Source organism: Treponema socranskii subsp. buccale (genome assembly GCF_024181585.1).
Lineage (GTDB): Bacteria > Spirochaetota > Spirochaetia > Treponematales > Treponemataceae > Treponema_D > Treponema_D buccale.
Genome location: NZ_CP054258.1, coordinates 1,195,496 through 1,211,940, shown reverse-complemented (window position 1 = coordinate 1,211,940; position 16,445 = coordinate 1,195,496). Strand labels below are relative to the sequence as shown.

Annotated in this window: 23 protein-coding genes; 2 read left to right on the top strand and 21 right to left on the bottom strand. The window is 50.6% G+C overall.

What is annotated here, in order from left to right; all coding sequences use genetic code 11:
• Nucleotides 1-2 precede the first annotated feature (2 nt).
• The 21 genes from HRI97_RS05395 to HRI97_RS05295 all read right to left on the bottom strand — a co-directional run bounded on the left by HRI97_RS05395 (nucleotide 3) and on the right by HRI97_RS05295 (nucleotide 14,693).
• On the bottom strand, nucleotides 3-2,006 hold the full coding sequence (locus HRI97_RS05395) for a phage tail tape measure protein (RefSeq protein WP_253727130.1): 2,004 nt from the start codon (nucleotides 2,004-2,006) through the stop codon (nucleotides 3-5).
• A 163-nt stretch (nucleotides 2,007-2,169) separates the two neighbouring features.
• The gene (locus HRI97_RS05390) at nucleotides 2,170-2,490 is read right to left on the bottom strand and encodes a phage tail assembly protein (RefSeq protein ID WP_253727129.1); all 321 of its coding nucleotides are present in this window, start codon (nucleotides 2,488-2,490) and stop codon (nucleotides 2,170-2,172) included.
• 9 nt (nucleotides 2,491-2,499) lie between these two features.
• Complete coding sequence (locus HRI97_RS05385; RefSeq protein ID WP_038080194.1) at nucleotides 2,500-2,853, bottom strand: phage tail tube protein; 354 nt, start codon at nucleotides 2,851-2,853, stop codon at nucleotides 2,500-2,502.
• A gap of 12 nt (nucleotides 2,854-2,865) precedes the next feature.
• A complete protein-coding gene (locus tag HRI97_RS05380; RefSeq protein WP_253727128.1) occupies nucleotides 2,866-4,326 on the bottom strand; it encodes a phage tail sheath protein in 1,461 nt (486 codons plus the stop codon).
• Nucleotides 4,327-4,342: 16 nt separating this feature from the next.
• Nucleotides 4,343-4,879, bottom strand: coding sequence for a hypothetical protein (locus HRI97_RS05375; protein WP_253727127.1), 537 nt, complete (start codon nucleotides 4,877-4,879; stop codon nucleotides 4,343-4,345).
• Nucleotides 4,876-5,334 carry a phage virion morphogenesis family protein gene (locus HRI97_RS05370; protein ID WP_253727126.1) on the bottom strand — a complete coding sequence of 153 codons (459 nt, stop codon included), beginning with the start codon at nucleotides 5,332-5,334 and terminating at the stop codon, nucleotides 4,876-4,878. The genes HRI97_RS05375 and HRI97_RS05370 overlap by 4 nt, the downstream gene beginning before the upstream one ends.
• Entirely contained in the window at nucleotides 5,334-5,765 is a 432-nt protein-coding gene (locus tag HRI97_RS05365; protein WP_253727125.1) for a phage protein Gp36 family protein, read from the bottom strand. Before HRI97_RS05365 ends, HRI97_RS05370 begins: the two co-directional genes overlap by 1 nt.
• Nucleotides 5,762-6,175 carry a hypothetical protein gene (locus tag HRI97_RS05360; RefSeq protein WP_253727124.1) on the bottom strand — a complete coding sequence of 138 codons (414 nt, stop codon included), beginning with the start codon at nucleotides 6,173-6,175 and terminating at the stop codon, nucleotides 5,762-5,764. The genes HRI97_RS05365 and HRI97_RS05360 overlap by 4 nt, the downstream gene beginning before the upstream one ends.
• 12 nt (nucleotides 6,176-6,187) lie before the next feature.
• The gene (locus HRI97_RS05355; RefSeq protein ID WP_253727123.1) at nucleotides 6,188-7,096 is read right to left on the bottom strand and encodes a Mu-like prophage major head subunit gpT family protein; all 909 of its coding nucleotides are present in this window, start codon (nucleotides 7,094-7,096) and stop codon (nucleotides 6,188-6,190) included.
• Nucleotides 7,097-7,098: 2 nt separating this feature from the next.
• A complete protein-coding gene (locus HRI97_RS05350) occupies nucleotides 7,099-8,076 on the bottom strand; it encodes a phage protease (RefSeq protein ID WP_253727122.1) in 978 nt (325 codons plus the stop codon).
• 62 nt (nucleotides 8,077-8,138) lie between these two features.
• Nucleotides 8,139-8,582, bottom strand: a complete 444-nt coding sequence (locus HRI97_RS05345; protein WP_253727121.1) for a Mor transcription activator family protein — start codon at nucleotides 8,580-8,582, stop codon at nucleotides 8,139-8,141.
• Complete coding sequence (locus HRI97_RS05340; protein ID WP_253727120.1) at nucleotides 8,579-9,031, bottom strand: regulatory protein GemA; 453 nt, start codon at nucleotides 9,029-9,031, stop codon at nucleotides 8,579-8,581. Before HRI97_RS05340 ends, HRI97_RS05345 begins: the two co-directional genes overlap by 4 nt.
• A 118-nt stretch (nucleotides 9,032-9,149) precedes the next feature.
• A complete protein-coding gene (locus HRI97_RS05335; RefSeq protein ID WP_253727119.1) occupies nucleotides 9,150-9,407 on the bottom strand; it encodes a hypothetical protein in 258 nt (85 codons plus the stop codon).
• A 52-nt stretch (nucleotides 9,408-9,459) separates the two neighbouring features.
• Entirely contained in the window at nucleotides 9,460-9,639 is a 180-nt protein-coding gene (locus tag HRI97_RS05330; RefSeq protein ID WP_253727118.1) for a hypothetical protein, read from the bottom strand.
• 9 nt (nucleotides 9,640-9,648) lie between these two features.
• Nucleotides 9,649-10,509 (bottom strand): ExeA family protein, encoded by an 861-nt coding sequence (locus tag HRI97_RS05325; protein WP_253727117.1) that lies wholly within the window; start codon nucleotides 10,507-10,509, stop codon nucleotides 9,649-9,651.
• Nucleotides 10,510-10,522: 13 nt separating this feature from the next.
• A complete protein-coding gene (locus HRI97_RS05320; RefSeq protein ID WP_253727116.1) occupies nucleotides 10,523-12,196 on the bottom strand; it encodes a transposase in 1,674 nt (557 codons plus the stop codon).
• Nucleotides 12,193-13,077: a hypothetical protein gene (locus tag HRI97_RS05315; protein WP_253727115.1), complete on the bottom strand. Its 885-nt coding sequence runs from the start codon at nucleotides 13,075-13,077 to the stop codon at nucleotides 12,193-12,195. Before HRI97_RS05315 ends, HRI97_RS05320 begins: the two co-directional genes overlap by 4 nt.
• A 69-nt stretch (nucleotides 13,078-13,146) precedes the next feature.
• A complete protein-coding gene (locus HRI97_RS05310; protein ID WP_253727114.1) occupies nucleotides 13,147-13,446 on the bottom strand; it encodes a COG3415 family protein in 300 nt (99 codons plus the stop codon).
• Nucleotides 13,447-13,579: 133 nt separating this feature from the next.
• The gene (locus tag HRI97_RS05305; RefSeq protein ID WP_253727113.1) at nucleotides 13,580-14,182 is read right to left on the bottom strand and encodes a DUF3164 family protein; all 603 of its coding nucleotides are present in this window, start codon (nucleotides 14,180-14,182) and stop codon (nucleotides 13,580-13,582) included.
• Nucleotides 14,179-14,421: a hypothetical protein gene (locus tag HRI97_RS05300; protein WP_253727112.1), complete on the bottom strand. Its 243-nt coding sequence runs from the start codon at nucleotides 14,419-14,421 to the stop codon at nucleotides 14,179-14,181. Before HRI97_RS05300 ends, HRI97_RS05305 begins: the two co-directional genes overlap by 4 nt.
• On the bottom strand, nucleotides 14,418-14,693 hold the full coding sequence (locus HRI97_RS05295) for a helix-turn-helix domain-containing protein (RefSeq protein WP_253727111.1): 276 nt from the start codon (nucleotides 14,691-14,693) through the stop codon (nucleotides 14,418-14,420). Before HRI97_RS05295 ends, HRI97_RS05300 begins: the two co-directional genes overlap by 4 nt.
• A 174-nt stretch (nucleotides 14,694-14,867) precedes the next feature.
• Between HRI97_RS05295 and HRI97_RS05290 the strand changes: the two genes are divergently transcribed.
• Complete coding sequence (locus tag HRI97_RS05290) at nucleotides 14,868-15,587, top strand: XRE family transcriptional regulator (protein WP_253727110.1); 720 nt, start codon at nucleotides 14,868-14,870, stop codon at nucleotides 15,585-15,587.
• A gap of 54 nt (nucleotides 15,588-15,641) precedes the next feature.
• Nucleotides 15,642-16,292, top strand: coding sequence for a DUF308 domain-containing protein (locus HRI97_RS05285; protein ID WP_253727109.1), 651 nt, complete (start codon nucleotides 15,642-15,644; stop codon nucleotides 16,290-16,292).
• The last annotated feature ends 153 nt before the right edge of the window (nucleotides 16,293-16,445 follow it).

The window sequence follows — 16,445 nt, the reverse complement described above, 5'->3', positions numbered from 1 at the left end:
ATTTAATACGCACCCCTTGCTTCTACGACGCGGCCGGTGTTATAGATAAACGGCGTCGAGTTTGATCGTATCGCAGCACTTACCGTCGGCTTGTCTCCGGTGAGATTGACGTTTAAATCCATCACGGCAGTTCCTTCGAGCTTTGCCGTTTGCTGTGCTTGCGGCAGCCGTTCCATCGACGTAAGCTCTTCCTTTATGGCTTCCGTCTGCGGTACGACTTTATCACGGCTGAAAGCGCCGCCGATCGCTTCTCCCGCTTTGCGTCCGAGTTTTCCGCCGAGCCATCCGACCGCAGCTCCGCCTGCCATACCGATCACTCCGCCGATGGCGGTTCCGATTCCTGGAGCGATTGCCGTCCCGATCATCGCTCCGATCTTACCTGCCGCAAATGCGCCGGCCGCAACACCGAGTCCTGTACCGACGGTCGTTCCGATTGCATCTCCTATTGCGCCGCCTTTCCCGCGTGCCTTTTGCTTTTCGCTTAAATTTTCATTCGCATTGATACTGCGCACTTCGTCGATCGCGGCAAGCGTTTTTACCGCACCGGTCGTGACTGTCTGCAGCACACCCGCCTGTATTGCCCCCGCGCGGAAATTCCGTGCATTTGCGTTCATAATTGAGCCGAGTGTCTGTGTTGCGCCCGCACCCGTGCCTGTACCCTGCGGCATACCGTTTGCCGCACCGAGTCCGCTTTGCCCCATATTGGTAACATAGACGGGCATTCCGCTCGCAGCCCCTTGTCCGAGGCCGAGAGCAGTCTGCATCTTGCCGCCGGTTAAATTTTTAATACCGTTTGAAATCGTGCTGATAAATCCCGACAGAGTTGCAAGTCCTTTCACCGCGACGATCGCACCGAGTCCGTATTTAATCGTATTAAATACTTTTTCCATCCGCTCCGGATTTTCAGACAGATACGAAAGTAAATCATTGAGCCGCTCCAACGGCTTTGCCAAATTCGTATCGGCAAATTTCAAAAAAGTCGTCTGCAGATTCTGCAAGTTCGCTTTCATCGTCCCCGACATACGTGCGGACTTTGCTTCGAGCGCTCCTGTTGTATCGCCTAGATCATCCGTCAGTTTTTTATAGTTTTTCCCGTACTGCTGAAAAGCGCGCACGGCTTTCATCGAAGACATCCCGAATATTTCACCCAGAAAGTCCGCATTGCCTTCTTTTTCCGCCACCGCGAGCGTATCCTGCATAATGTCTGCGAGATCGCGAAATTTACCGGTACTATCGCGAACGGCCACGCCGATAAGCCCCAGTTTTTCCTGTTTTTGCGGATCGGCAAGCTCGGACATTATGGCATCGAGAGAGGTAACTGCGGCCTCTTCGTTCTTTGTTCCGGAGATAAGGATCTGCATCACCGCGCCGAGTTTTTTCGTATCTTCGATGGAGTTTCCGATGGGCGAGTATGCGGATAAAACGGCCTTTGCGGTCTTTGCGAACTTGCCGAACGTGTACTCGCCCTGATCGCCCTGCTTTACCATATCGTCCATAAGCTGGCTGATAGAGGATGCGCTGTAGCCGAACTTTTGAAACTCCGAAAAAACATCTCCGATACTTTCGCCCGTTTCTCCTGTCGCTTGTAATGCAACGGCAATATTTTTAATATTGTCTTCGACGTATTCGAGGTTACCGGTTTTCGTCATAACGACATCGAGCGCGTCTATAACTTTTGACGGATCGATTTTAATATTCGGATCTTGTGCGGCTTCAAAAATTTTCTGCTTTAATTTATTAACCTGTTCCGCCGATGCGTCGGCGGTCATGCCCATGCGGGTAAGACGGGCATCCATATCGATGATCTGATTCGAGGCGGCGCCGAGAGAGAGCGACACACCGAGCGCGCCGAGTTTTGCTGTCATCCCCGAAAAAACGCTATCGACTTTATTGACGGCAGACATTGCTGTAGACGCAAACTTTTGCGTAGCGGCGCCGGCACCTTTTATCTCTTGAGAAAATTTGTCTCTTAAGGAAAGCAGTACGCCTGTTTTTATGTCAGCCATTATTTTATTCCGTTGACAGTCTTATAGTTTTTTACCGCCGCCGCATGCCATTTCTTGAGTTCTTTCCACGAAAAGTTCAAAATAACGGTATACGGCAAGGACGGCAAAAGGCTCATAAGCTCGGTTACCGTTTCAAATAGAAAATCGCATACTTCGGCAGCGGTCAGTCCGCCGCCTTGGTAGGGTCTTCTCCCGCGTTCGCCTCGTCGCTCGGGTCTTCATAGTCCGCTTTAAGGCCGAAAAAGACCGCGTAGATCTTTTGCAGATCGTACCGGATATTCGCCCAATCGCGCGGGTCGATCTCCTGCAAAAGCGATTCGGGTTCTCCGGTAAGGCCGGATAAAAGCGCAATATCCGATGCTACATCACCAGCCGCATGTCCGTCGGTGCGCATAAAGTGCTTTACCTTCGGCTGAGAAAGCGTCAGCTCCGAAACGGTTCTTTCTCCGAGCGTAACCGGATGCTTCAAATAAATCGTTTTCACAACCTCTCCTTACACGAGCTTTTGGCTCTTTGCCGAGTTGTACGTCACTTTAAGCTCGCCCTTAGAAAGCTCTACCGCCTCTGTTACCCATGCAGCAGGCATCATGTGCTGACTGCCGCCTGACAAAAAAATAGTGAGTGTATCGTTTGACACGTTCGCAAATTCCTGCGGGTCGATCGCCGCGTTCAGCGTCAGCACAAGCTCCGCCGCTGTCGGCGTTTCGACATAGCCCGTGTTTTCATGCACTTCGCCGACTTGCGTTTCCCGTTTGAAGCTCGACGGCTTAAACGTCGCGCCTCCTTCCTTTAAGGGCAGCTCTCCCAAACTTGTGGATATAACTCTTGAAACCTTTAACAACTGCATATTCATTTCCTCCTATTTGAATTGATTGAGCCCTGCGCCGATGAGGAACTGACCGATTAAAACCGGCTGATGCCGATATTCGAGCCGTGTTTTGCTTCCGGCTTTCACTTCGACAAGGATTGACGCTTTATAGCTTTCAAAGTCCTGACACCAGTTTTTCTGCCCAATGAAAACCGTTTGGTACAGGTCGGCCAAAAAACTCCGCCAGATTCCCGGTGTCATCACCTTCGCACCCGCGCCGAAGTTTTCGTCGGTGCTCGCGAGCTTCCACGCCTTAAAACGTTTTTTCGCTTCGGCGTTGATATAGGTGCGCACCGCATCGACGGTTTCGACGACCTGAATATCGAGGTAACTCGTATCGCGGCCGCCGTCCGTGTTTTCTGTGTAGCTCGTGACGAGCCGCTCGATAAGTACGTTCCCTGTCGGATCGAGCCGCCACGTCGCTACGCCCGCCTCAAGCAGTTTTTGCCTTGTGTCGAAATCGTATTCGCTGTCGGCACCTAAGCCTACAACTTTTGTGTCGTAGGTATTGGCGCTCGGATCGTCCGCTAAAATACGGCAGGCAGAAGCCGCGAAACGCGATGCCCACTCGCACGGAAGCGATACGGCTTCCCCGCGCGGGATAAGGCAGATATGAGGAGAGTTGATTTTTACCGCCTGAGCAAGGATCGATCCTGCTTCGCTCGCGCTTCCGATCTTCCCCGAAAGAGCGACGAACGCGCGTCCGCCTATTTGCCGCGTTGCAGAATAGCGGCTTTCAAGCTCTTCCGCCAAGAGTTTGATACTCGCTTCATCGTCAAAGTCAAAGACGATGTAATTCCACCGCTTTGCACCGAGCATTTCAGGGAGCTCTGAAAGGTCTGCAACTCCCGTTCCGTCGGTTTTCGTCCCGGCCTTTACGGTAACGCCTGCGGCAAGGCTTTTTACCTCAAGCGTGTTTTTGTTCCCTGCGGCTCCCTTATAAATAGAAGAAAAGGTGATTTTCCCCGCACCGTCGGCAGTCGCTTCGATCGGGTTGTTTTCGAGTCCGTTGCATGCGGCGACGATTGTGGCGGCAATTTTATCGGCTGTAAGCCCTGCACTAACAGCTGCCCACACGCCGCGGCCGTTGACGGTAAGCATAACGCTTCCGGCTCCCGCGTTCGCGGCTTCCACCGTATATTCCCTTTTCCATGCCGTCCCCGCTGCCGGTTCGTCGATCGGCAAAACGTACAGCTTTTCGGTTTTGTTAATCGACAAAAAAGATGCGGCCATAATCGCGGCAGGGCTTCCGTAGCCGCAGGCATCTGCAGCTTGCGAGGCGCTTACGACATTCACGGGTACTCCCGCCTGCGCCTTGCCGGTCTTTGTCTTTACGCCGACGATGAGGGCGGTTTTAATGTCGCCCGTTTCGCCCGCTAAACTGTTGTCGATCTCCTGATACTGTCCCGGAACCAAAAGGCCTGCCGGAATTTGCGTAAATGCTATCGCCATACTTATCTCCTTCTGTTTAATCAAAATTGACTATGTCACGAGCCTTTTGCGTTCCGACCGCAAGGCTTGCGTCGTATCCCTTAAACCAATCCAAATCATCGGGCAATGTGATACCGCCGTCAGTAACCGCCCGCGCCATAAGCCGCCACCGTACCGCCCAGAGCGTCGCGTTGATTTTATCGAGTGACCCCGTATACAGGCACTGCGCGTTTATCTTTGTTCCACCGCCGTAGGAAACGGGATTGTCAATATTTTTTATAATGCCGACCAGTGCCGAAACGAGCGACAACGCGCCGTCGTACAATCGATCTTTGTTATCCGCTCGATGCAGTACCCAGCTCACAAAATCGATATAGCATTCGTCCGCGACATCCTCGTCGTTTATTCCGACAAGCGATGTTAAAATTGCCGGTGTCGTCTGCATCAACCGGCGGATCTCGCCTTCGTCGAAATTGCCCGGATGTGCGGCAACATTTATGCGTTTGTCGCTTGCAAACGCCGCTTTTATCTGTGCTACCACACTGTTCCGTATATCCAAATACGTCTTTTTCATGCGGCAACGTGCTCCTTAAGCCATACATCGATTAAGTCCGCGAGGGCTGATATATCCTGCGCGGATAACCCGATAAAAGGACGGGCGGGCATTCCTCGTTTCGTCCCTTCCTGTAAATAACCGGCATATTCCTTTGTCGCACCGGTCAGCAGTACAGCGCCGGATACCTGCGATTCGATCGTGTCAAGCAGTTCGCCCGTACGCCAAAGAGGAGGCCGTGCACTCGGAAAATGCTTTAAAAGATACTGCCGCGTTTTATCGGCAATATCCGCCCACGCTTTCCCTTCGGGGTCTCGCTTCGTGCTTTCGATACGCTCCGATATTTGCGCCTCGATTTCGACACCGAGACTCTTTAAGAGGTTGTTCTCTTGTGCCGGCGTTAAAGCGTAGCCCTTGAGTTTTTTAGCAAGAGCTTCGACCTCTTTTATATTTACCGACACGTTTGCACTTCCCATCACAGCACCTTGCCTTTTTTCCAATAGCGCGGATCGTCCGCATCATCGGCCCCTCCTGCGACAACAATGGACGCTTCCTGTAAGTCCGGGCCGGACAATCCGCCCTTAAACTCGCGGTCTATCTTTTCAAGCAATTTAATGCTGTCGCTATACCACGCCCTCTGATCTTCGCTCGACGTTACCGCATCCGTTAAACGGTGCACGGTTATATCGGCACAAATGCCTTTTAAGGCGGCCGCAAACTGTGCCGGTACCGGATCGATGATGTCGCTGTCTTTTAACAGCCACGGAAGCTGTGCGACGATGATCCCTGTCGCATCGGTGAGCGCAAGCTCCACGCGAGCGACATCGAGATTACCGTCCTCGCCGAGCGGCAGCGAATGAAGCGCCGCCCGCTGTTCCAGCTCCGAAGCCGTTAAAAGCGTTTTCATTTTACTTCCTCAGCGATAAGCCACGGATCGGCAAGCAGAATGTCTGCAATGCCTTTCGCAACTTCGTATTCCGCATCGACCTGCCCGAAACACAAGCCTGCGCGGTAATACGTCGGCCGACCGGTTTTGTTCCGGACTTTCAGGCGGATTTTTTTGCCTTCCGAACCTTTGTCCGCATCGGTACCGTCGCCCGACTTTTCCGCTTCTTTTAAAGCGGTCTGTGCGGCATCGAGTTTTTGCTTTGCCGCTTCTACTGCTGCGGTAAGACCTTCGGCTTTCTTTTTCAGCTTTTCGTCTTCCGGTTTTTCCGCGAGCTCTTTTTGCGCCGCTTCCAGCTTTTCGCTCACAGCCTGCAATGCCTGTGCCGCTTTTTCGGCGGCGGCCTGTAACTGTTCTGTTTTCTTTTCCATTTTCGCCTCCGATTACAACCAGTGACAAACGACGAGCTTGACGCGATTGTAGTCGACATTCGATTCGCCGCCGCTCAAATTCTGCTTCAACAGAATTGCTTCGGCAGCCGCACGGTTCGACGCGTCAACGACGAGGTGCGTCGCTTTCAAGCCCAGCGGATCGCCGCCGTCGCGCTTAAACGCTTCCATCATGCCGAAAGCCTTGCCGAAGTTTTCAGGCGTCAGCGCTTCTTTTGACGCGACTGCCTGCTGCCACAGTCCGTAGCCCCAGTTTCCGCGGTAACGGATACCGTAGAGATACTGATCTTTCATAAAGACCGTATCGTTTTGCGTGTCTTTGATTTCGTCAAACTCCGGCGCAAAGCGCTCCTGCATGATGAAGGGCTTCAAGGGACGATCGAGGGCAAGCAGGAACCACGGTTTCCCGCTTCCGGCTCCGAGTACGTTCGACGCGGGCGTGTTTGTGCCGGTACCGTCCGTCTTCTCGTACACCGGGTGATCGGTGTCGAAAAAATTTTGTCCGTCGTAGCAGAGAGCGGTAAAGCCGCCCGCCATGAGCTTTGCAATCTGCCTCCAGAAAAAGGACACCGTCTCCTGTCCTTGCGATTGGGCAAGCACACGGTACTGACCGAGATTGTCGTCTTCGATGTCGGTGCGTTCAATACCGAGCGTCGCTTCGTATTTTTTGTTTTCGATCGTGTATGCGAACTCTTTCATGCTGTTCACGACACGATCGCCGATCCATTCACGCATCTGCGGAAAAGAGCCGAGCCACGCATACGAGTTTGATTTTGTATTGCTCGTTATGATCGTAACGAGCTCTTTGTAGTCTTCGCGAGCTACCGCCGCGTCGAACGCCTGTCTGAATTCCGCGCGCACCATCGTGCGCAAAGCCTGTAAGGTACTGTCTTTTATTATCATAGTTATTTACCCCCTTTGATTTTGAGCCACTCTTCTTTCGTGTAGCCCATCGCCTTGCAGAAGGATTCTTCTTCCGCGTTGAGCTCCGCCTGCGTTTCGGCAGCAGGCGGCGTGCCGGAAGCCCCCGAAGCACCCCCCGGAATGAGAGCAGGCGAGCTTTCCATGATCTTTGTAAAGTTTGAAAGCCCTTCTTCGGTCGCACACATCGCAAGGTATGCGTCCTTGCTTGCAGGTGCGATCTTTCGATCGGCGACAGCTTTTTCAACGGCTGCCGTTGCCTTTGCTTTAAGCTGTGCGGCATTCATCTCAGCGAGCGTCTTTTCCGCTTGAACCGCTCGGGCTTCCATCTGCGCCAGATCCGCCCGCGGCGCGTAAGCGGCAAGATCAACCGTCTGTGCACTGTTTGCTTGTGTTTTCAGGGCGGTGATCGCGGCAAGGACTTCGTTGTCGGTCGCGGTTTCGGGCAATCCCAATGCCGCACAAATTTCCTTTTTCATTACATTCTCCTTTGCCGGATTATCCGCCGGCGCGGTTTGTGTACTGTTGAGATTTTGCAATTCGAGGTTGGGGCTGTTGGTGAGCGCAGCGCGCATTATTTTAATAATCTCCCCCGATGCGTCGCATTCAAACACGGGAGAGATATAGCGATACTCCTGATTTTCAAGCGCGGTCTTTCCGCGAGACGTCCATACGGCATCAGCCCAAACCGAGCCGTCTTCTTCCGCTCGCACGTTCGTAAACCAGCCCATTGCAGGCGCGCTTTCGCCGCGCGGCGCCTTCAAGTCGGTCGCGTGATTTTCGTCAATGATATGCTGCGGCAAATACTCGTTCGATTTTTGTGCAATGGCTTCCGCGCTGCGTTTTGTCCAGCGCCGACCGTCGCGGCCTGCGACATATTCCCCTGCAGGTAAGAGTTGTATTTTGTCCGGTATCTTATTGCCTTCGAAGTTGAGGCATAAAAAAAGACTGTCGGTATCCATACCCGACAGTCTAGTAGTTTTTTGTTTCCGACCTGTTATAACGACCGTTAATAAAACCGCCGCTAAAAATCGAACGCGCGCTGCGATGCAGCAGCCTTAGCTTTCAGCGCCTGTGCTTCGCCCGCATGCCATAGCCGGTAAATCTGTGTAAGCGAGCAGTTGTATTTGCGGCATAAATCCCTCATACATTCCTGCGTGCCGTCGTATGCGCTGTGTACTTCGAGCGCGATCTGCTTTTTAAACGCACGCGTTTCAAGCGGTATATAATGCTGTACCCCGCCGTACAGAGTTGCGATAACATCCAATATCCGATCCGCGACCGCCCCTCCGACGGCATCCGTAAGGATCCCCCTGATTTGCTCTGCGAGATCGGTGTCGGCATGTACCGGTATATAGATGTGCTGCCCGCCGTAGTAGCGGGCAAAATGCCGCAGGGCACAAAGAGCATCGTCGTAGTCCACCCCTCGATCGACAACATCTCTTACCATGTCCTGCAATAAATTCATCTTGCCTCCGTAACCGCTATGCCGTCCGGATCATAGCCGGCATCTATCATCATCGTCCGCAATGCGATCGTTACCTTTTGCGCCGAGTACACGTTCAAAAATCGCAAATGCACGGCGCCGGTGATCCGCCTTACAAAACGATTCAGCGACCGCTCCGTCTTTTCTCTGCTGACCAGCTCCCACATCCCCTTGATGTACGCGAGCTGTGCATCGCTTGCAAGCCCGCGATCGAGATCCGTTACCGGCAGTTTTTTTACCGTAAAGCCGAGCGATTTGAACGCTTTGAAAACCTGTTCCAGTTCCGCAACGGTAAGCTCCGCGCTGCTCGTCTTTCCGCCGATGCCGACAAGCAGCGCGCGATAATCGCCGTCGCTCATCTGCAGTTTGCTCTTTGCGATGTGGATGAGCTGTATGAGCTTTTTCCGCCTGTCTATCTTTTTTCCGGTCATTTTATATGCTCCTTACGTTATCTCTTGTAATGGCAATTTTGCTTGTTTTACCGTCCCTTTGGCTTGCCCTGTAACCCGTATGGCTGTACAGCCTAAACGAGGATAGGGCTGTCGGCGACTAATTTCCCGTTTCTGCTTTTTTACGCCCTGAAATCGGATATTTGGTCATATACTGAGACATGGCAAAAGTCGCAAAACTTTCGATCGTCCCGAACCCTTTGCTTGCGGCAAATTCATTGAGTTCATCATAATTCGCAACTTCGATGTTCAACGTGTGCTTTCCATTTTGCTTGAGTTTCAGCGCAGTAAGATGCCGTACGTAAGCCGGTGCGCTTATAAAGCCGTTCTCTTTTGCTTTTACGGCAAGTTCTTTCACGATGTCTTCCGTAAGTGTAAAACTGATCCTTTTACCGCCCATCTGTATCCCCCTAAAATAATTTTGTCTGCAGCGCATCCGCCATTTTCTGCCGACGCTCCGAAAGTACGTTATCTACCTGCTTTTCAAGCTCTTTGCTTTTATGCAGGTTCGACGGTGCGGGACACCCGAAATAATTTTTCTGCGCTTCCCGCATCCGTTCAACCAAATCCGCAAAATCTCCGACCGTCATACCCGCCGCCTACAACGAGTTCACCACATCGGCATTGACGACGGCGCTCCCCAGTTCCGCCGCAAGGTTTATCGCTTTCCTCGTCCAGTTGTTTACGAGCAGCGGGTAGGCGACGCTGTACACCTGCTGTTCGTTCCGCGTCTGCCGTCTGAGCTTCATCGCGAGCGCTTCGCACCCGTCATCGGTAATGACCGTCTTTCTGTCCCGATCGAACCGCGCAAACTTTACGTCAAGATAGGCTGCTATCTCTTTACCGCTTTTAAGCGGTTCGAGTTCCAGCACTTCCATACGGCGGATAACTTCGCGCGCTTCCCAGTTTTTAGCCTCGTCGAGCTTGCCTTTCATTTCGGGCTGTCCGATAAGGACGATCGCCAAGATCTTTTTAAACCCGTCTTCGAGTTCCCAAAACCGCTTTAAATATTTCAGCGTCTGCACGTGCAGGTCATGTGCCTCTTCGATCATCAGTACGTGGCTCCATCCGGCGCGGCTTGAGTTCGTCAAGATTCTCTCGATCTGCCGCGCCTTTGCTTCAAGCGTCCGTTTCGGATGCTCTTCCGAGCAATCCTGTATGATCGCGTCGCAAATACTCGATGCGGTCAGCTTCGATTTATCGATGATGCGCGGGATGATCACGCGCACCTTTTGCCCTTCCGTTTGCATACGGTCGATCGCGTATCGACGGATCGTCGTCTTGCCGCTTCCCGATTCACCGATAAGAGCGACCATCCCGCCGACGCGCGCCGTCTGATACAGATACTCCGCGATAAAACGGGTATCGCTTGTCATGTATACGTCTTCCGCTTTTGTTACATCACCCGTAAACGGGTCTGCAACGATTTTAAATTTTTTCCTCGCCTGTAACGACAACATACTTTGCTCCTTGTTATCCGATGCGCTCCTGCGCACGATATGTATACTCCGCCGCCAAATCGTCTATAAGACTCGACGGTACCGCATTGTTAAACTCCGCTTGCATACGCGCGATAAAGCCGTCCGGCACGTAACCGAGCCGAGCTTTTACCCGCTTTGCCGCTTCGACGCCGCTTATCAGGATATCGTGCACTTCGACGGTACTTACGCTGATTTGCGTTCCGGTTGTCTGCCGGATAAACGGATTTTCAGGTTTAATAAGACTGTGCGTCTTAAAGCCCTTGCCTTCGGTAATCGATGCAAACGCCGCTTCTTTCCCGTCGCCCGCAAGCGCTTCAAGCTCTTTGTTTTTTATCTCGCGATCCGTGTTCCGCTTTTGCTTGTATTCCTGTCCGATTACGGCGGCGCCTGCCATAAAGCCCGCATCATCGACGGCGACCGGAGCAAGCTCCGCGCGTTCGATATTTCCGCCGCGGTCGAATAACACCAAGCACAACGCTTCATCGTCGACTAAAATCGGCTGTGCGTTTACGATGCTCCCGCTCGTTATGCCCGGTATCGTATGTACGCTGTAACACAGCGATTCTTTTGCTTTCGGATGATACACGCTGATCGTAAGGTTTCCGCCGACGGTACGGCTCTGTATGCCGTTGGTAAATATCAAACGGCATACGTCCCTGTCCGGCAGTTCCCGAAGCTGTTCCGCCCGTATCCGCTCCCACAGCTCGTGCCGGCTTCCGATCGCTTTTCCGTACCGCGTAAGGCGGCTGTCGTACCCGCTGATCAGGTTCGCGTTGAATGCTGCGCACCATCGTTCGACCGCTTCGTTCAGCTCGTCAATGCTGTGCACAGCTTCGAGCTTCAAGAGGCACTCAAAATGTGTTTCAACGATGTTGTTCGCAATTTCGACCGCACCCTTTGAACGCGGATTGCCCGCCTCATGCGTCTCCGTCTTTACCCGCAGCGCTTCAAGCGCGGTGCTGGTCGCCTTATTGATGTTGCCCGATCCCTTATCCCAATACAAAAGTTCGGGAAGTCCGTGGAAAGTGTATGTCGGCAGCTTTTTCTGCCCCCATGCATACAGCAGAAAATCGTACATATTCGATGCCGTCTCTCCGTGCGCCGCATAATAGCGCACACAGATAGATGCCGAATAATGGTCGATGAGGACATACCGCAAACATTTTTCTTTTCCTTCCAAAAAAGACTTGTTTTTATATTCCTCATCGTCGCGGACGATTTTCTGTTTCCCGGACGGCGAATAGTACAAAAGACTGACCGACGGATCTGCCATGTGTACGTGGTTCGGATAGAGCGAGCGCAGGTTTTGATACGGGCATGCCTTTTTCAGCTCCGCCGTTTGGAGCTGCTGTTCCCGAAGCAGTTCCCGCAGACGGCTGTTTTTTACCGGCACGTTCCAGCCGTTTTGCAGCAGCACCGAGCGCGCGACCGTTACCGGCATGACCTGTTTGCCGTTTTTCCGCAGGCTGTGCTTTGTAAGAGCCGCGACGGTTTTTATCGTATCTTCGGCGACCGAACTCTTACCCGCATCGCGCCGCTTTTTCCGACCCGACTCCCAGCCGCTCTCTTTAAGTACCTTATAGGCTTTCGCGGTTGAGAACGCAAATATCCGGCACATCTCATCTATGATCGCCTTCCGCTCTTTCGCGCTCTCCGCACGTCTCATTTGTTCGGCGTATTGCTCGTACACGGCACGTCCTCCTTTATAGGACAGGCAGCGTTTAACGCTTCGTCAAGCGTGTCCAGCTTTTCTTTGAGCAAACTCATTTCGCTGTCGAACGAGCGCGCAAGGCGCGTCAGCTGATCGAGCTGTACGTCGCTTGTTCTGCAGATGTCTTCCACTCGATCGATCGCAACCGACAAATCTTCTATGCCGCTCATAATTGCCGTAAACAGCGGCTTCCGTTTTTCATCGAGTTTTGCCTGCGAGATGTCAGTCTTCGTCGGCGGTTGACGATAACGCAGTTCCTGCTCAAGCTCATTCAGCTTTTTTTCTTTTTGGCTGATTGCTTCTTCCTGAGCATCCCGTTCTTTTTGCCTCTTTTTCTTTTCCTCTCGGAGCGCGGAACGGAGTTCTTTCACTGACATTTTGGCGATATCGTCAAAGGTTCCTATTCCTTCAAGTTCTTTGCCGTCGGCAAGAGCTTCCGCTTCTTTGTCGTCGAGAATAGTAAGCTCAAGAAACTTTGACTTTCCCAACTTCTCGAGTCTTTCCGAGTCTTGTATATTCCAACGTGCGCCTGCCATTAAGCGGTTAGCAAATCGTATATCCAAGCCGAGGTCTTCAACTGCACTCATAAAATTACCGTGCGGTTCATGATTCTTTATAAGAATGAGCTGCCTTCCCAGTGCCGTGAGTGCGCTTTTTGCCTGTTTTATACATTCGCGAGATTTCATCATACAGACATGAAGGTTGTATTCTTCCCCCTCTTCAAGAAAGAGCTTATCATCCTCTTGTATTCTCACAGACAATTCGTTTTCCTTTTCTTCCAACGCATTCATTACTTTTGAATCTTCATCTGCCGGTACTATTACTTTTCTACTCATATCGTTGCCTCCGTATCAGTAATTTTTTTGTGGTTGTCCAAATTGGGCGATATCGCCCAATTTGATACGTCATTGCATTGCCGCAGCATATTTGGCCTCCTCTTCTGACAAAAGCAATCGAGCTTTTTGATAAGCTTTCATAACTTGACCTGCAATGCCGCAAAACACAGGAGAAAGTCTCCAGCGTCCTTTTTCGTTTCTGTTAACCCATCCATATTTTTCAAACAATGCCATGTCGCGGCAGATATTCGTTTCGCTTGTGCCGAGAATCTGAGCGAGTTCTTTGTTTGTAAGCCCTGCCGTATGATTCTCATACAGATTTTGCGTAATGACGAATATCCGCTCTTGACTTGATAATTTTTCCATCATCGCCCTCTCATTGTTAACGCGCAGTCCATTATCGCAATCCCCAGTCGCTGTAACCCCGCGCTGTGTATGCGCTCGCCGATGTTCTTTATCCGTAATCCCACCCGATAGATACATCCCATCATTGTGCGCCCCCTTACAGACTTGCCACGTCGAGCGGTATCTGCTTATAGCTTTCGTCTTCCTGCCGCTCGTAAAAGCGCATATACGTTTTCGAGCTGACCACCTGTATGCTCTCGGTGATCGCGTCCATCGCGCGCCGCCACGTTGCGTCCGTGATGTTGAGCCGACGCAAGCCGAGCACTTTGCCGGTACTGACGAGTCCGTTTTTACCGACGTTAAACGCGTCGTCGACAAGCACTTTCAGCTCCGGACGTGCGTTCTTGCTCCACTTACCGATACATTCGTCGATGAGTTGCTTTGCGATCTGGAGCTTCTCGTTGAACAGAATACCGTCGTTGACCGCAACGATGAGCTTGTAGCGCCCGTCAAAACTCGTGAGCGTGATGTTGCCTTTTTTCCCGCCGAGCTTTTTCGCGCCGCTGTCTTTCGCGCTCTCATCGACAAACGCCTGAATCTCCTCCCATACCTGCTGCTTGAACTCGGCGAGTCGTTCCCGTTCGGCAAAAGCGCGCGACATAATCGAACACACCAAATCGTTCCGTTTGAGATCGAATTTTTTAATCATCGAAACCGGCACCTGCCGGCCGTGCGCATCTTCCATAAATTGTTTACTCATTCTTTTCCTCCTGTTGGTTGATAGATTTCAAAATGGCGTTCTTTGCTTATAAATTTCAAAATTTCTTCTTTCACGGCTTTTTTAGGAGCACATGTGTCTTGTGATATCTTGTCTATTGCCGAATTAAAAAGTGCCCCTAACCCCATTAAGAGGTTGTCGTAGGAGGCATTTATTTTTATTCTTGCAAAAGGTTTTTTATCTTCTTCAATCGTACAGATGATTTTTGCCAATATTTTCATACGACATTCTCCTTTACCGCCCGCTTTGCAGCGGCGAGTACCGTCTGCCAGTCGGGTAAGCCCAGCGCTTCGGCAATCGCCTGTTGAATGCGCGCCGATGTGCGCCGGCCGTGAATAACCGCCCATACCGACGTATCGCGGACTCCGAATTTTTCAGCGATGTCCGTTTGCGATACATTGATAAGAGCGAGTTGATACTTGATCCATCCGCCGTAAATGTGACCGATAGTTCGATTTTTCGGCTTGTGGATTTTTCGCTTTTGCTGTATCATAGATACCGTCCTTGCCTGATCACAGGCTTGTTTTTTGGGAAAAGCGGAAAATATGAAGCGTTTTTCGCTTTTCTTTTTTACCGGCTTAGGTTGTGCATAAGTCCAGCCGATATACCTATAATAAGCCAATAATGGCTAAATGTCAAGCCTTAAATGGCTTAAAAGAGGTTTTATTTGCAAGATTTAGCTAAAAAATTCTTAGAAATTCGTAAGCAACTTAATTTGAGTCAAGCTGAAATGGGGAAAAGACTTGCTATACCTCAGCGAACATGGGCAAATTATGAAAGTGGGCATTCAACTCCGCCGTTAAAAATTCTTATAAGATTGGCGGAAATGGGATATCCGATTAAGGGGCTAACGACAGGTGTTGTTTCGGATATGAAAGATGCAGGGATAATCTCTGATGCCGAAATCAAAGAGCGCCAAGCAAAATTAGGCGGTTTCCCTGTCGATATGAATATTAAAGATTTGCCGCCGATTACTAAAATTATTGATAACGGCGGTTTCGTAATTCCGATCCTTGATCAGAGCCTGTCCGCAGGTAAGGGACAGCTTTTACCCGACAGTGATGTATCGACGGGGTATATCGCAGTTCCGAAAGAATTAAAACGTTATGGGAATAACCTTACGGCGCTCTATGTAAACGGCGACAGCATGGAACCTACCTTGCAGCGCGGTGATCTCATCGTCTGTGACAGTTGCGGTTGGGACGGCGAAGGGATTTATGCCTTACGTATGGACGGGTGCGGCTATGTAAAACGCCTTGCGCGGAAGCCGGGTAAGATCGTTGTTATTTCCGATAATCCGAAATACGAGGCGTGGGAAGAACCGGCAGAAAGCCAAGCTATTGATATAATCGGACGGGTGCATTACACGTTTAAGCATGTGGACTAAGCGGAAATAAAAAAACTACGTTTTGTAAGATAGAAAAACGGTGGAGGTATAGGTTTGTTGTATATTGTAATAGCATCAGGCATTGTGCTTTTTATATTCGGAATTTATATCGCCATAAAAGCAAAGACGCTTAAAAACGAGGCAGAAGCGTATAAGAAACAGCGAAAGGGCGCTTGGTGGTTGATTTTGCTGGGCGTATGCGGCGTTGCTTTCGGCGCAATAGCCTTGAAAATTGATTCCAGACCTACAGAGGAAACAGTTACACCGGTGCCCCATGTTTTAACCTTTGAGGAATTCAAAAAAGGATATATAAAAAATGCCGGTAATATCAAAGCAAAGGTTAATTTTGATTGGACGCTTTCGGATGGAGAAAAGGCGCGTATTGCAAAACTGGAAGTAAATAAGTCGGCTCAACTATCGATAAGTACCCAGAAAAATACAGACAATGATTTGATTGGTGTAATCTTTGTTGTTAATACAACAGACGATAAAGAGTTAGAAGAAGCTCTGTTATCCCTCTATGCCGTTATTAAAACGCTTGAACCGAATCGATCTATTGATAACGTGCGAAAATTTGTAGCAGATTTTATCAATCAGAAAGAAACCAACACATATAAAAGCAATGATATCATTTATACGAAACAATCCATCGGAGGGGCTTTCATGCTCTTTATAGGATATGAATCGCAGGAAGGTATCACATGATTTTTACAATTTGAAACTGGATCTGAACGCCTGATTAAGTAGTCCAGCCTTAATATACTTTTTCAATATGCAGAATAAAATATCGTATCCCTGTTTTTGCACCCCATCTTTCAAGTCCTTCTCCGATGCTGAGCCAACATAAGATATCGATAT

Excerpts from the sequence above, each read along its gene's own strand:
- HRI97_RS05365 (WP_253727125.1), bottom strand. The coding sequence starts at position 5,765 with ATGAAAACGCTTTTAACGGCTTCGGAGCTGGAACAGCGGGCGGCGCTT.
- HRI97_RS05345 (WP_253727121.1), bottom strand. The coding sequence starts at position 8,582 with ATGAATTTATTGCAGGACATGGTAAGAGATGTTGTCGATCGAGGGGTG.
- HRI97_RS05360 (WP_253727124.1), bottom strand. The coding sequence starts at position 6,175 with ATGGAAAAGAAAACAGAACAGTTACAGGCCGCCGCCGAAAAAGCGGCA.
- HRI97_RS05295 (WP_253727111.1), bottom strand. The coding sequence starts at position 14,693 with ATGATACAGCAAAAGCGAAAAATCCACAAGCCGAAAAATCGAACTATC.
- HRI97_RS05355 (WP_253727123.1), bottom strand. The coding sequence starts at position 7,096 with ATGATAATAAAAGACAGTACCTTACAGGCTTTGCGCACGATGGTGCGC.
- HRI97_RS05385 (WP_038080194.1), bottom strand. The coding sequence starts at position 2,853 with ATGCAGTTGTTAAAGGTTTCAAGAGTTATATCCACAAGTTTGGGAGAG.
- HRI97_RS05300 (WP_253727112.1), bottom strand. The coding sequence starts at position 14,421 with ATGAAAATATTGGCAAAAATCATCTGTACGATTGAAGAAGATAAAAAA.
- HRI97_RS05310 (WP_253727114.1), bottom strand. The coding sequence starts at position 13,446 with ATGATGGAAAAATTATCAAGTCAAGAGCGGATATTCGTCATTACGCAA.
- HRI97_RS05315 (WP_253727115.1), bottom strand. The coding sequence starts at position 13,077 with ATGAGTAGAAAAGTAATAGTACCGGCAGATGAAGATTCAAAAGTAATG.
- HRI97_RS05320 (WP_253727116.1), bottom strand. The coding sequence starts at position 12,196 with ATGAGACGTGCGGAGAGCGCGAAAGAGCGGAAGGCGATCATAGATGAG.
- HRI97_RS05340 (WP_253727120.1), bottom strand. The coding sequence starts at position 9,031 with ATGACCGGAAAAAAGATAGACAGGCGGAAAAAGCTCATACAGCTCATC.
- HRI97_RS05350 (WP_253727122.1), bottom strand. The coding sequence starts at position 8,076 with ATGGATACCGACAGTCTTTTTTTATGCCTCAACTTCGAAGGCAATAAG.
- HRI97_RS05330 (WP_253727118.1), bottom strand. The coding sequence starts at position 9,639 with ATGACGGTCGGAGATTTTGCGGATTTGGTTGAACGGATGCGGGAAGCG.
- HRI97_RS05370 (WP_253727126.1), bottom strand. The coding sequence starts at position 5,334 with ATGGGAAGTGCAAACGTGTCGGTAAATATAAAAGAGGTCGAAGCTCTT.
- HRI97_RS05325 (WP_253727117.1), bottom strand. The coding sequence starts at position 10,509 with ATGTTGTCGTTACAGGCGAGGAAAAAATTTAAAATCGTTGCAGACCCG.
- HRI97_RS05395 (WP_253727130.1), bottom strand. The coding sequence starts at position 2,006 with ATGGCTGACATAAAAACAGGCGTACTGCTTTCCTTAAGAGACAAATTT.
- HRI97_RS05375 (WP_253727127.1), bottom strand. The coding sequence starts at position 4,879 with ATGAAAAAGACGTATTTGGATATACGGAACAGTGTGGTAGCACAGATA.
- HRI97_RS05380 (WP_253727128.1), bottom strand. The coding sequence starts at position 4,326 with ATGGCGATAGCATTTACGCAAATTCCGGCAGGCCTTTTGGTTCCGGGA.
- HRI97_RS05305 (WP_253727113.1), bottom strand. The coding sequence starts at position 14,182 with ATGAGTAAACAATTTATGGAAGATGCGCACGGCCGGCAGGTGCCGGTT.